This window comes from Methylobacterium sp. E-025 (assembly GCF_022829705.1).
Lineage (GTDB): Bacteria > Pseudomonadota > Alphaproteobacteria > Rhizobiales > Beijerinckiaceae > Methylobacterium.
In genome coordinates, this window is the sequence record NZ_JAKSYR010000081.1 from 238,886 (window position 1) to 251,979 (window position 13,094).

General features: G+C 73.0%; 10 protein-coding genes. 6 read left to right on the forward strand and 4 right to left on the reverse strand.

Annotation, left to right across the window (positions count from 1 at the left end; translation table 11 throughout):
• Window positions 1-42 precede the first annotated feature (42 nt).
• Entirely contained in the window at window positions 43-3,480 is a 3,438-nt protein-coding gene (locus MKK64_RS10070; protein WP_243934163.1) for an autotransporter domain-containing protein, read from the reverse strand.
• 476 nt (window positions 3,481-3,956) lie between these two features.
• Here MKK64_RS10070 and MKK64_RS10075 point away from each other — a divergent pair, with 476 nt between their 5' ends.
• Together MKK64_RS10075 and MKK64_RS10080 are read left to right on the forward strand one after the other, a co-directional pair.
• Window positions 3,957-5,165 (forward strand): MFS transporter, encoded by a 1,209-nt coding sequence (locus tag MKK64_RS10075; protein WP_147728774.1) that lies wholly within the window; start codon window positions 3,957-3,959, stop codon window positions 5,163-5,165.
• Between the two features lie 11 nt (window positions 5,166-5,176).
• Window positions 5,177-5,950: a class I SAM-dependent methyltransferase gene (locus tag MKK64_RS10080; protein ID WP_243934165.1), complete on the forward strand. Its 774-nt coding sequence runs from the start codon at window positions 5,177-5,179 to the stop codon at window positions 5,948-5,950.
• A gap of 229 nt (window positions 5,951-6,179) precedes the next feature.
• Here MKK64_RS10080 and dgcA read toward each other — a convergent pair whose 3' ends face one another.
• Window positions 6,180-7,166: an N-acetyl-D-Glu racemase DgcA gene (dgcA, locus tag MKK64_RS10085; protein WP_243932735.1), complete on the reverse strand. Its 987-nt coding sequence runs from the start codon at window positions 7,164-7,166 to the stop codon at window positions 6,180-6,182.
• Window positions 7,163-8,182, reverse strand: coding sequence for an N-acetyltransferase DgcN (gene dgcN / locus MKK64_RS10090; RefSeq protein ID WP_147727657.1), 1,020 nt, complete (start codon window positions 8,180-8,182; stop codon window positions 7,163-7,165). The genes dgcA and dgcN overlap by 4 nt, the downstream gene beginning before the upstream one ends.
• Before the next feature lie 187 nt (window positions 8,183-8,369).
• Between dgcN and maiA the strand changes: the two genes are divergently transcribed.
• The 4 genes from maiA (at window position 8,370) to MKK64_RS10110 (ending at window position 11,561) form a co-directional block, all read left to right on the forward strand.
• Window positions 8,370-9,017 carry a maleylacetoacetate isomerase gene (gene maiA / locus MKK64_RS10095; protein WP_243934199.1) on the forward strand — a complete coding sequence of 216 codons (648 nt, stop codon included), beginning with the start codon at window positions 8,370-8,372 and terminating at the stop codon, window positions 9,015-9,017.
• A 210-nt stretch (window positions 9,018-9,227) separates the two neighbouring features.
• On the forward strand, window positions 9,228-10,559 hold the full coding sequence (locus MKK64_RS10100; protein ID WP_147727658.1) for an NAD(P)/FAD-dependent oxidoreductase: 1,332 nt from the start codon (window positions 9,228-9,230) through the stop codon (window positions 10,557-10,559).
• Between the two features lie 373 nt (window positions 10,560-10,932).
• Window positions 10,933-11,247 carry an EthD family reductase gene (locus MKK64_RS10105; RefSeq protein ID WP_147727659.1) on the forward strand — a complete coding sequence of 105 codons (315 nt, stop codon included), beginning with the start codon at window positions 10,933-10,935 and terminating at the stop codon, window positions 11,245-11,247.
• A complete protein-coding gene (locus MKK64_RS10110; protein ID WP_147727660.1) occupies window positions 11,244-11,561 on the forward strand; it encodes a hypothetical protein in 318 nt (105 codons plus the stop codon). The genes MKK64_RS10105 and MKK64_RS10110 overlap by 4 nt, the downstream gene beginning before the upstream one ends.
• A gap of 52 nt (window positions 11,562-11,613) precedes the next feature.
• Here MKK64_RS10110 and MKK64_RS10115 read toward each other — a convergent pair.
• A partial coding sequence (locus MKK64_RS10115) for an ATP-binding protein (RefSeq protein WP_243934167.1) occupies window positions 11,614-13,094 on the reverse strand: 1,481 nt, incomplete at its 5' end.

Below are 13,094 nucleotides of genomic sequence, written 5' to 3' on the forward strand. Positions count from 1 at the left end.
GATGCCGGCCCGCCCCGGGCCGGCATCCGTCGGCAGGCCGGATCAGAACCGGCAGGTGAGGTTGCCCTTCACCGCGTGGTCCTGCGCCCGCGCGCCGGTCTGGCCGGTATAGGCCGCGCCGAAGGTCACGCCGGACGCCAGGCGCAGGTCGAGGCCGACCTCCGCCACCACCGCGTCCCGATCCATCGGGACGCCCGCCGCCAGGAAGCTCGGGTCCGCACCGAAGGACAGCAGCGCCTTCGGCACCACGTCGCCGTACGCCCGGCGGTAGCCGAGGAGCGCGTGCGCCGAGAGCGGCAGGCCGAGGCTGAGGTCGAACGCCGTCTGCCCGCGCAGGCCCGCCGTCAGGGCACCGAGGTCGTAGTCGCGGGCGGATCCGGTCAGGGCGGCGACGCCGCCGGTCTCCGCGAAGCGGTCGCGGTGGATGCCGACATAGGCGCCACCGACGAAGGGCTCGACGTAGGTCGGGGCCGATCGCACCGGCACGCCCAGTTCCGCGTCCACCGGCACGGCCGGCGCGGGCGCTGCGACGAGGAACCGGTAGCCGATCTCGCCGAAGCCCTGCACCGTGCTGCCGCCGTAGCGGCCGGACGGCGTGTCGGACACGCCCGGAACGACGACGGTGCGGCGGGTGCGCAGGGATTCGTCGGCGTAGACCGAGCCGAGCCGCACCGAGACCGGGCCGAGCTCGTAGCCGCCGTAGACGCCGCCGAACCCGCCGGTGACGCCGGCCGATTCGCGGCGACCGGCGGTGTCGAGGGCGCTCTCGGCGTAGCCGCCGACGAGCCCGAGCCTGAACCCGCTCGGCAGGCGCAGGTCGAGGCCGGCGGCGAAGCCCGCCAGCGTCCGGTCGAGGCCGAAGGCGTTGCCGCCGCGGGCGCCGCCGAAGGCGCCGAAGCCCTGGCCCCAGACGCCGACCACGGTCGGGTCGAGGATCCGCATCGGCACGGAGGCGACCGGCGGCCGGCTTTCCGGCAGGTCGGCGGAATAGCGCGCCGGCAGGTCGCCGAAGCTCGGCCCGTCCGCCGAACCGGGGGTGACGCCCCAGCGCAGCCGGTCGAGGATCGCCTCGCGGACGAAGAACGCGGTTTGGTAGGACCCGGACACCGCCGAGGCGTGGACGTCGCCGGCAAGCGCCCGGAACGCGCCCTGGGCCTCCGGCGTCGTCAGCCCGACGGTCGCGGCGTAGGCGCCGGCGCCCGGCCCGCCCGCCTGGATCGCGTCGGCGACCGCCGCCGCGTTGCGGGTCGTGGCGATGGCGGAGAACGCCACGTCGTTGCGGGTCAGGTTCAGATCGACCGCGGTTGGCTCGTAGCGGAGCGTCGGCGTCAAGAAGGCGAAGTTCGACGTCGCGCCGGAAAACCGCCCCGACACGCCCCCGGCCGCATCGAGGATCGCGTAGCGGGTGCGCGGGCCGTAGCTGCCGGCTTGGGCCAGCACCTGCACCGTTCCGCCCGCGAGCGTGGCGGTTCCGGCCACCGCGAGGCGGTCGGACCGGCCGGCGGCGTCGGCCTCGACCTGATAGGCCGAGCCCGCCGCGAAGGCGGCGCTGCCCGCGACCGTCAGGGTGCCGATCGAATGGCCGGGCGCCACCGTGCCGCCCGGCAGGACGGCGAGCCCCCCCACCGTGCCCGAGCCGCCGAGCCGGCCGCCCGCGACGGTGACCGCCGAGACGAGCGAGCCGTCCACGGTCAGGGTTCCGCCGTTGACGAGGGTCGGGCCGGCATAGGTGTCGGTGCCGCCCAGCCGCAGGGCGCCGCTGCCGTTCTTGATCAGGCCGCCGGGGCCGGAGATGTCGTTGTTCCAGCTGTCGCTCGCGCCGTAGCCGCCCTGCGACGCGTCCATGGTCACGGAGACGGTGCTGGCGAAGGCGCCGTAGCCGTCGTTGGCGGCGTAGAGGTTGATCCGTCCCCAGCCGCCGTAGGTGTTCCCGTCGAGAAGCGGATACCCCGAGGGCAGGCCGGTGCTCGCCAGCACGTCCGTCCGCTGGGCGTCGGTCAGGTAGGGGAAGCGGGTGAGGAGCAGGACCTGCGCCTGGACCGGGACCTCCGCGGCGGTCATCGCGGCCTGCGGGCCCGTCGGCTGGAAGCCGTAGGTCATCCGCGCGCGGTAGTTCGCCCTGTTCTGCGCGGCGTCGCCGAAGGGGTCGGCGGCGCTCGACGCAGCCGCCACGCAGGCGCCGACGCTCGCGGCCCCGCAGGAGGCCGCGAGGTAGGACTGGGTCTGCCGGTAGGCTTGGTAGACCGCGTAGGCCGCGGCGTTGGCGGGGTTGGTCCAATCGAGCCGGTTGCCGCTCGCGTCGTAGAGCGCGGCGTAGATGTTCGTGGCGGCGATCGCGGTGGCCTCCATGCGGCCGCCCATCACGTCGAGGGGCGAGTGCATGCCGGCGAGGATGCGGTCGTTGCCGAGGTCGGCGGCGCGGGCGAGCAGTTCCTGGAACTGCTGCGGCACCAGGAAGCCGACGCCGAGCGCCTGGAGCGTGCCGGAATTGGTATGGCCGCTCGGAAAGGCGCCGTCCGCGTAAGGGTTGGTGCCGTTGATGATCGGCTGGAGCAGGGCGGGCACGCTGACGGAGGTCGAGACGCGGTAGGGCCGCGGCGCGGTGCCGACGCCCGGCAGGTAGTCGCCGACGCCGAAGGTGGCCGGGGTGAAGGTGCCCGCCGCATCGAAGCTGCCGACGTTCGGCGCGGTGAGCGGCCTTCCGCCGTTGGCGTCGATCATCGCCCGGGTCACGGTGAAGCCGCGGACCCAGGCCGCCGTGGTGCCGTAGACGGCTGGGACGGGGAAGCTCGACAGGTAGGCCGGGACGACGAGGCTCGCGGTGTCGGACGCCCTCAGCGCGGTCCGGTTCGTGATCGCGTTGTAGTTGCCGTAGCGGGGGTCCAGCGGGTCGACGGCCGGCGTCGCGCCCTGGTAGCGCTCGAAGATGCGCTTGGCCGGCTCGGTCGAGCCGTTCGCCCGGACCACGTTGATGATGAAGCTCACCGCCGCGGTGAGCGGCGTCGCGGTTCCGTTGCCGAAGGTGGTCGTCCCGGCGCTGGCACCGGTGCCCAGGCCGATGTCGGCCGCGTATTCGGACAGCGTCGGCGCGGCGTAGGTGGTGGGCGTCAGACGCGCGGGCGTCGTCCCGCCGAACGAGGCGCCGGCGCCCGTGAGATACAGGCCGGTCAGCGGCCCGAGGCCGTTGAGCACGCTGTAGGGCTGCGCGGTCCGGTCGTCGCGCACCGCCGCAAGCGTCTGGTCGGCGGTGCGCGCCTGCGTCATCGATACGACGGTCTGGTAGTTCTGCGTCAGCACCGCGGGGTCGCCCGTCAGGAGCCGCCCGTAGCTGTCGAACAGGCGGTCGAGGACGGTGCCCGGGCTCACGGACGTGCTGTTGGGAAAGCCCGGCGCCGGCCCTGCCGGAAGCGCCTGCGCGTCCGCACGGGCCGGCAGGAGGACGGTCGCGCCGAGGAGGGCGGCCTTGAGCGGAACGCGCATGGAGGGTCCATTCAAGCGGCGAGGGTCGAAACGGATGACCGGGCGATCGCGCCCCCTGCGCCGCCGGCCCAGTAGAACGCGCGTTCCAGTTGTATCGATGACGTATTCTGCACCCGAGCCGTCAGGTTTCGCCGGGTGATGCCGATGCGGGTGCCGGTGCGGGTGCCGGTGCGACGCCCGTTTCGTCGCTCTGTGCTTGCGGTCACGCTTATCCAGCGGCCGTGTACGTCTTGTGACGGCCCTTCCCTCCGGACGCGAATACCCGGCCTCCGGGCTCGCCGCGGGCGATCGTCTTGGCCGATACGCTGGTCGCGCGGCCGGTGCCGGTGCCGCCGCGGCGGGCTCCGGGATCCGTGCGTCGGCCGGGCGGCCGTGGAAAGCGTCGGAATCGAACCGCCCTGCGCCTCCGGCTGTTGACGCCGGCCCGGGACGCGGCCCAACACCGACGCCGCCACCGGAGCCGGAACCAGGAACGCATGAGCGACGGCGTCGAGCTGATCCGATCGGGCACGCCGGTCTTCCGCCGCACGGCGCTGGCGCTGGCGGCGGCCGGGTTCTCCACCTTCGCGGTGCTCTACGGCGTGCAGCCGCTGCTGCCGGTCTATGCCGACGATTTCGGCGTGTCGCCGGCCGAGAGCAGCCTCGCCCTGTCGCTGCCCTGCGGGGTGCTGGCGGTGGCGCTGCTCTTCGTCAGCCCGATTTCCGAGGTGCTCGGCCGCAAGCCGGTGATGCTGGCCTCGCTCTTCGCCTCCGCGCTCCTCACGATCGTCGCCGCGCTGGTGCCGAGCTGGCACGGGTTCCTGGTGCTGCGCGCGCTGACCGGCCTCGCCGCGAGCGGGTTGCCGGCGGTGGCGATGGCCTATCTCGGCGAGGAGATGGACGGGCGCTCGATCGGCCTGTCGATGGGCCTGCTCGTCGGCGGCAACGCGGTCGGCGGGATGTGCGGGCGGCTGATCGCCGGCATCATCGCCGACCACGCCTCGTGGCGGCTCGGGATCGGCACCATCGGCGTTCTGGCGCTGGTCGCGGCCTTCGCGTTCTGGTGGGCGCTGCCGCCCTCGCGCAGCTTCGTCGCCCACCCGATGCGCTGGCGCGAGGTGCCCGGCACCTTCGGCCAGCACTTCCGCGATCCCGGCCTGCCGTGGCTGTTCGCGGAAGCCTTCCTGCTGATGGGCGGCTTCGTGTGCGTCTACAACTACATCGGCTTCCGCCTGCTCGACCCGCCGTTCTCGCTGAGCCAGACCGCGATCGGCGCGATCTTCGTCGTCTACCTGTTCGGCACGATGAGCTCGACGCTCACCGGCGAGGTCGCGAGCCGGCTCGGGCGGCGCAAGGTGCTGTGGCTGGCGATCACCGTGGCGATCGCCGGCATCCTGATGACCCTGTCGCAGAGCCTATGGCTCGTCGTGCTCGGCATCGTCGTCGTCACCATCGGCTTCTTCGGCGCCCATTCGGTGGCGAGCAGCTGGATCGGCCGCCGCGCCCTGCGCGATCGCGCCCAGGCCTCGGCGGTGTACCTGTCGCTGTACTATCTCGGCTCGTCGGTGCTCGGCACGATGGGCGGCTGGTTCTTCGCCCATTCCGGCTGGACCGGCGTGGTGGCGTTCGTCGGCCTGCTCTACGGGCTGGCGCTCGCCGTCGCGCTCCGGCTCTCGCGCCTCGCGCCGCTGGTGCCGGCGCCCTGAGGGAGGATCCCATGAGCGCCCCCACGCGCCGCCACGAGACCCACGTCGCCGACCGGTTCGGCGCGCAGGCCGCGTCCTACGCCGCGAGCGCGGTCCACGCCGCCGGCGCCGACCTCGACCGCATCGCCGAGCGCATGCGAACGGTGCGCCCGGCCCGCGCCCTCGATCTCGGCTGCGGCGGCGGCCACGTCGCCTTCGCGATGGCGCCGCATGCCGGCACGGTCACCGCGCTCGACCTCTCGCCCGACATGCTCGCCGCGGTGGCGGCGGAAGCGGGCCGGCGCGGCTTGCCCAACATCGCGACCGAGGCCGGCTCGGCCGCGGCGCTGCCGTTTCCCGACGCGGCCTTCGACGCGGTCGCGACCCGCTTCAGCGCGCATCACTGGCGCGACGTGCGGGCCGGCCTCGCCGAAGCGCGGCGCGTGGCCAAGCCCGGCGCGCCGACGCTCGTCGCCGACATCGTCGCCCCGGACGACGCCCTTCTCGACACCCATCTCCAGGCGGTCGAGCTGCTGCGCGATCCCTCGCACGTGCGCGACTATTCGGTGCCCGAGTGGCTGGCGATGCTCGCCGAGGCGGGATTCACCGTCGACAGGATCACCCACGGCCGCCTGCGCATGGACTTCGCCACCTGGATCGCCCGGATGCGCACGCCCGAGCCGCTGGTCACCGCGATCCGCGCCCTCCAGGCCACCGCCCCCGACGAGGTCGCCCACCATTTCGGCCTCGCGCCGGACGGAAACTTCTGGCTCGACACGGTGCTGATCGAGGCGGTGGCGGCTTAGGGGCGTCGCAGGCGCCGGGATGGGCCAACCCGTCATTCCGGGGCGACGCAGGCGAGCCCGGAATCCAGAACCGCCGTGCGCGCGAACCGCGGCACCACCTGCGGCACTGGTTTCCGGGCTCCGCTTCGCAGCCCTGGAATGAGCGCGCCCGATGTCATGACCATCGCGGTGCCCGACCAGCGCGCCCCTCCCTCCCCTCTTTTGCGGGGAAGGGAGAAGCGGCCGCGCCTCACCCCCAAAGGTCCCGCTCCGGCGGATGGATCGTGCTGCCCTCGAACAGCAGGCCCGGCGTGCGGTCGCGGGCGAGGAGCAGCGGGCCGTCGAGGTCGATCGTGTCGGCGTGGTGGGCGAGCAGCATCGCCGGGGCCATGGCGAGCGAGGTGCCGACCATGCAGCCGATCATCAGCGAGAGGCCGCGGGCGCGGGCCTCATGGGCGAGCATGATCGCCTCGGTGAGGCCGCCGGTCTTGTCGAGCTTGATGTTGATCGCGTCGTAGCGGCCGGCCAGATGATCGAGCCCGGCGCGGTCGTGCAGGCTCTCGTCAGCGCAGATCGGGATCGGGCGCTCGATCCGGCTCAGAAGCCCGTCGTCGTCGGCCGGCAGCGGCTGCTCGATCAGCGTCACGCCGGCGGCGAGGCAGGCCGCGAGGTTGGCCTCGAGCGTCTCCGGCCCCCACGCCTCGTTGGCGTCGACGATGAGCCGGCTGTCGGGCGCGCCGCGGCGCACCGCGGCGATGCGCGCGGGGTCGCCCGCGCCGCCGAGCTTCACCTTGAGCAGCGGCCGGGCCGACGCGTCGCGCGCGGCCGCCTCCATGCTCTCGGGTGTGCCGAGGCTCAGGGTGTAGGCGGTGGTGGCCGGCGACGGCGCCGCGAGCCCGGCGATCTCCCAGGCCGGGCGGCCGGACGCCTTGGCCTCGAAATCGAACAGCGCGCAGTCGAGCGCGTTGCGCGCCGCACCGGGCTTCATCCGCTCCAGCAGCTCGGCGCGGCCGAGGCCGGCGGCGATCGCGTCGCCTTGCGCCTCGATCGCCGCGGCCACGCTCTCGACGCTCTCGCCGTAGCGCGGATAGGGCACGCACTCGCCCCAGCCGGCGACCGCCCGCTCGGCGTCGGCGATCCGCGCGGTGACGACCACGGCTTCCGTGCGGCTGCCGCGGCTGATCGTGAAGGCGCCGGCGATCGGGAAGCGCTCGACGGCGACCGCGAGCCGCCTCACGGCGCGGTCTCCGGGAACTCGGCGATCAGCCGGTCGACGAGGCCCTCGACGCCGAAGCGCACCGGGTCGGTGGCGGGCAGGCCGTACTCGGCGCCGAGCTTCTCGAGCAGCGCGCGGGCGGGATCCTCCTCGAGGGCCTGGGTGTTCACGGCGATGCCGGTGGGCCTGATGCCGGGGTTGGTCAGGCTGCCGAGCTGGATCGTCAGGTCGATCACCTGGCGGATCGAGGGCAGCGGGTGCTGGACGCCGCGCATCGTCGTGCGGCTCGGCTCGTGGCAGACCACGAAGGCGTCCGCCTGCGCCCCGTGCAGCAGCCCGAGGCTGACGCCGGCAAACGACGGGTGGTAGAGCGAGCCCTGGCCCTCGATCAGGTCCCAGTGCTTCGGGTCGGCCGCGGGCGCGATCCACTCCACCGCGCCGGAGATGAAGTCGGCCACCACCGCGTCGATCGCGACGCCCCGGCCGGAGATGAACACCCCGGTCTGCCCGGTGGCGCGGAAATCCGCGTCCATCCCGCGCGCGCGCATCCCCTTCTCCAGCGCCAGCACCGTGTACTTCTTGCCGACCGAGCAATCGGTACCGACCGCGAGCAGGCGGCGGCCCGGGCGCTTGGTGCCCTTGCCGGTGGCGAAGGTCTCGTCGGTGTGGCGCACGTCGTGCAGCGCCCGGCCGCGGCGCGCCGCCGCCTCGGCGATGGCCGGCACCGCGCCGAGGCGCGCGTGCAGGCCGCTCGCGATGTCGAACCCGGCCTCCAGCGCTGCGACGATCTCGGCGACCCAGTGCTCCGGCAGAACGCCGCCGGCATTGGCGACGCCGATCACCATCGTGCGGCAGCCCTTGGCCAGCGCCTCGTCGAGGGTCAGGTCGGGGATGCCGAGGTCGGCCGCGCAGCCCGGCAGGCGGATCTGGCCGATGCACCAGTCCGGGCGCCAGTCGACGATGCCGTAGGCGGTCTTGGCGGCGAGCCGGTCCGGCACGTCGCCGAGGAACATCAGATAGGGCGTCTCGATCTGCATCGGCCGTCATCCCTTGTCGCGCGCCGTGTCGCGCGCGTCGTCGCGGTCTCGTCCCTATCGCGGGATCGCGTCCGCGGGGCAATGCACGATCACGGCCAGACCGCGCTTCGCCGACGCTTCGCCCTTGCGGCCCGCCCGGTTGTGCGGTGTGGTCCCCGCCGAAACCGATGAAGGGCCATGTGGCATGATCAGGATGTACGGCAACTGGCGCTCGGCCGCCGCCTTCCGGGTGCGGATCGCGCTGAAGCTGAAGGGGATCGCCTACGAGGAGACCTTCATCGACCTCGATGCCGGCGACCAGCATGCGCCGGAATTCCGCGCGATCAACCCGCAGGGCGCGGTGCCGGCCCTGTTCGACGGCGACGGGCCGCCGCTGACCCAGTCGCTCGCGATCCTCGACTACCTGGAGGAGACCAAGGGCGGCGTGAAGCTGCTGCCGGCCGATCCGCGGGAGCGGGCGCGCGCCCGCTCGCTGGCGCAGCTCGTGGCCTGCGACACCCACCCGCTCTACGTGCCGCGGGTGCGCACCTACCTGATGGAGGCCTACGATCTCCCCAGGGAGCGCATGATGGGCTTCGTCCGCCACGCCTTCGAGAGCGGCCTGAAGACGCTGGAGACCCGGCTCTCCACGGAGCCCGGCACCGGCCGGTTCAGCCAGGGCGACGCGGTGAGCCACGCCGACCTCTGCCTCGTCAGCCTGTGGGTCGGCACGGGCATCTTCGGGGTGGAGACCGCGCCCTACCCCACCGTGGCGCGCATCGCCGGGGCGTGCCTGGCGCTGCCGGCCTTCGCCGAGGCCCATCCCAAGCGCCAGCCCGGCGCGCCGGCCGCGTGAGGCCGCCGCTCGCGGCCGATGCTTGAGCGATAGGCTTGAGGTATGGCCAAAAAATTTTGACGGCGCCCGCCGGATTACGGCCATCCCGGTATGGTCTAGAACCGTTCCGAGATGGCCCCGCCCGGAACGGCGGCACGGGTGGTGCCTGTGCACGGGGGCACCACCGGCGATGAGGCGGCGACGGCCGCACCAAGGAGCAACGAGACAGGCATGGTACCGGGCGAGAACGAACAGGGCCTGCACCGCATCGTCGTGGTCGGCGGCGGCGCGGCGGGCCTTCAGCTGGCGACCAAGCTCGGGGACAAGCTCGGGCGCGGCAAGGACGTCCACGTCACCCTGGTCGACCGGGCGCGCACCCACATCTGGAAGCCGCTGCTGCACGAGGTCGCCGCCGGCAGCCTCGACGTCGGCCACCACGCGGTCGACTACCTGCACCATGCCCACCAGCACCATTTCCGCTACCGCATCGGCGAGATGACCGGGCTCGACCGGACGGCGCGCACGATCCAGCTCGCCGCCAGCCACGATGCGGAAGGCCGCGAGATCACGCCGGTGCGCTCGGTCGGCTACGACACCCTGGTGATGGCGGTGGGCTCCACCACCAACGATTTCGGCACGCCCGGGGTGAAGGAGCACGCCATCGCGCTCGACACCCAGGACCAGGCGGTGCGCTTCCACCAGCGGCTGGTGAACGCGATGCTGCGCGCCCACACCCAGGTCGGCCCGGTGCGGCCGGGGCAGCTCCACGTCACGGTGATCGGCGCCGGCGCGACCGGCACCGAGCTCGCGGCCGAGCTGCACCGCACCGTCCGCGACGTGGTCTCCACCGGCATGGACCGGATCGATCCGGCCAAGGACCTGAAGATCACCCTGGTCGAGGCGGCCGACCGCATCCTGCCGGCGGTGCCGCCGCGGCTCTCGTCCGAGGTGATGGCGCTGCTCGCCAAGATCGGCGTCGAGGTCCGCGTCCAGGCGCGGGTCACGGAGGTGCGCGCCGACGGCGTGGCGCTGGCCGACGGCGCGTTCATCCCGTCCGAGCTCGTGGTCTGGGCGGCCGGCGTGAAGGCGCCGCCGTTCCTGCAGGGCCTCGGCGGCCTGGAGACCACCCGCACCAACCAGCTCGTGGTGACGCCGACGCTGCAGACCACCCACGATCCCGACATCTTCGCGGTGGGCGACTGCGCCTACCTCGTCGAGGCCGGCTCCGACCGGCCGGTGCCGCCCCGCGCCCAGGCGGCGCACCAGCAGGCGACCTACCTGATCAAGCAGATCCCCGCCCGCATCGCCGGGCGGCCGCTGAAGCCGTTCAAGTACCGCGACTTCGGCTCGCTCGTCTCGCTCGGCGAATACTCGACGGTCGGCAGCCTGATGGGGTTCATCCGCGGCAAGAACATGTTCATCGCCGGGCTGTTCGCGCGGATGATGTACCGCTCGCTGTACAAGATGCACGAGCAGGCCCTGCACGGCACGGTGAAGACCGCCCTCGACGCCGCCGCCCGCGCGCTCACCCGCCGCACCGAGGCGCGGGTGAAGCTGCACTGATCACGATCATCGCCGGTCGGCGTGCAGGGCGGCCCGCTCCTCATGGATACCGTATCCCCACCCCCGGGTGTGGTCTGGCGGAGACCCGCCTCAATCCCGTCATCCCGGGGCTGCGCAGCGGAGCCCGGGATCCAGAGCCGCCGAGATGGCAGGCTCAAGCGCCGTCTGCGGCTCTGGATTCCGGGTTCGCCTTCGGCGCCCCGGAAAGACGGGGCGGGCGATCCGGTCCGCTCAGGAAACGTGTGAAACCCTCGGCCCTTGCGGAGGGAATAGAAAAGAGGCGTCGCGAGCGCCTCCGTTGCGCTAACAGGCATTCGGTGGTTCCGTGCCGGCGGCGCGCGGCAGACGCGCCGCCAGGGAGTGTTCGATAGCCATGATCCTCGTCAGCGTGATGTATCCGGCCGGTCCCCGGTTCGACATGGACTACTATCTCGGCCACCACATGCCGCTGGTGCGCGAGCGCTGGTCGCCCCTGGGCCTGCACGAGGCCAAGATCGTGCGCGGCGTCGGCACGCCGGACGGCAAGCCGGCCCCGTTCCAGGTGATGGCGCTGCTGACCTTCGAATCGGCCGACGCCTTCACGAAGGCCGCGGCCGAGCACGGCCCCGAGATCTTCGGCGACATCCCCAAGTTCACCGACGCCCAGGCCGCGGTGCAGATCAACGAATTGCCCGAGGCGACCGCGTGATCGACATCGTCCAGGCGGTCCAGGCCGCCGACCCCGGCCTCGGCACCCGCGTGATCGTGCTGCGCCCGGATTCGCGGGCGCTCGCCACCGCCGAGGCGCTGGTGCCCGAGGCCGAAGCCTGGATCGCCGAGAACGCGCCCGGCGCCCGCCTCGTGCGCAAGACCATCCTGCTCGCCCCCTATCCCGGCGCCATGCCGGCCGAGCGCGAGGTCACCGTGATGGCGTTCGCGGAGGCGCAGCACCTCGCCGCCTTCGCCACCGCCTGGACGGCCGACCCGGAGCCCGAGGACGACGCGGCCGCGCCGGAGGCGTAGGGGCCCCCGTCGCCGGTCCCTCCCCCACCTGTGAGGGGGAGGGAAACGGGCGTCAGGCCGCCTTGAGCTTGTGGATCGTGCCCAGCACCTCGGCCCGCTGGATTTCGAGCCGGTGGATGAGCGGGCGCAGGTCGGCGTCGCCGTGGGCGGCGGCCTCGATCTCGCGGCACAGGCGCGACAGCCGGGTGAAGCCGAGCATGCCGGCAGCCGAGACCAGCGCGTGCGCATCGTGGGCGACCTGGACCCGGTCGTCCTCGTCGGTGCGGAAGCGGTCGCGCAGCTCGCTGCCCATCAAGTCGAGCAACGTCGCCACGCGCTCCGGCCCGAAGCCGTCCTTAAGGGCGTCGAACACCGCCGGGTCGAGCACCGCGTTCGCGCCGTCCGGCGCCGGGATCGGGGCGGCCGGGCGGGCCTCGCGCTGCGGCCCGGTCCAGCGCGCGATGGTGGCGTAGAGGTCGGCGCGCCGGAACGGCTTGCCGACATGGTCGTCCATCCCGGCCGCGCGCAGGTCCTCGATCTGCTTCGGCAGCACGTTGGCGGTCATCGCCACGATCGGGATCTCGCGGGCCGGCGACGCCAGCGCGCGGATGTGGCGCGTCGCGGTCAGGCCGTCCATCACCGGCATCTGCACGTCCATCAGCACGAGGTCGTAGCCCCGGCCCTGCTTCAGCGCCGCCTCGACCGCGACGATCGCCTCGGCGCCGTCCTCGACCACGTCCACCACGTAGCCCTGCGCCTCGAGCACCGCGCAGGCGAGCTCCTGGTTGAGCGGCACGTCCTCGGCGAGAAGCAGCCGCACGGCGCGTCCGGCGGGGTCCGTGGCCGGAGCCGCGGACGTTGCCGCCGCGACCCCGGTCTCCTCGCCCGGCGGCAGCGTGAGGGTGAACCAGAAGGTCGAGCCGACGCCCTCGCGGCTGTCGACGCCGATCTCGCCGCCCATCAACGAGAGCAGGTGGCGGCAGATCACCAGGCCGAGGCCGGTGCCGCCGAAGCGCCGGCTGATCGAGCCGTCGACCTGGCTGAAGCGCTTGAACAGCCGGTCCTGCTGCGCCGAATTAATCCCGATGCCGGTGTCGGTGACCTCGAAGCGCAGGTCGTGGCCGCGCGCCCCCGAGCGCTCGCGCCGGACCACGAGGGTCACCGAGCCAACGGGGGTGAACTTCACCGCGTTGTTCAGCAGGTTCAGCAGCACCTGGCGCAGCCGGCTCGCGTCGCCGAGGACGAAGGCGGGCAGATCCGGGTCGATCCGGGTCTCGATCCGCAGGTTGCTCTTCAGCGCGCCGCCGCGGACGATCGAGACGGTGTTGTCGATCACCGAGACCAGCGGGAACGAGACCGGGTCGAGGGTCAGCTGCCCGGCCTCGATCTTCGAGAAGTCGAGGATGTCGTTGACGACGGTGAGCAGCGCGGCGCCCGAGCCCTGGATCAGCTCGAGCCGGTGACGGTCCTCCGCCCGCAGGTGGGTCTCGTCGAGCAGCATGTCGGCGTAGCCGAGGATGCCGTTCAGGGGCGTGCGGATCTCGTGGCTCATCG

What these genes read in the sequence shown, in the direction of transcription:
- MKK64_RS10070 (WP_243934163.1), bottom strand. Translation starts at nt 3,480, where the DNA reads ATGCGCGTTCCGCTCAAGGCCGCCCTCCTCGGCGCGACCGTCCTCCTG.
- MKK64_RS10075 (WP_147728774.1), top strand. Translation starts at nt 3,957, where the DNA reads ATGAGCGACGGCGTCGAGCTGATCCGATCGGGCACGCCGGTCTTCCGC.
- MKK64_RS10080 (WP_243934165.1), top strand. Translation starts at nt 5,177, where the DNA reads ATGAGCGCCCCCACGCGCCGCCACGAGACCCACGTCGCCGACCGGTTC.
- dgcN (WP_147727657.1), bottom strand. Translation starts at nt 8,182, where the DNA reads ATGCAGATCGAGACGCCCTATCTGATGTTCCTCGGCGACGTGCCGGAC.
- MKK64_RS10100 (WP_147727658.1), top strand. Translation starts at nt 9,228, where the DNA reads ATGGTACCGGGCGAGAACGAACAGGGCCTGCACCGCATCGTCGTGGTC.
- MKK64_RS10105 (WP_147727659.1), top strand. Translation starts at nt 10,933, where the DNA reads ATGATCCTCGTCAGCGTGATGTATCCGGCCGGTCCCCGGTTCGACATG.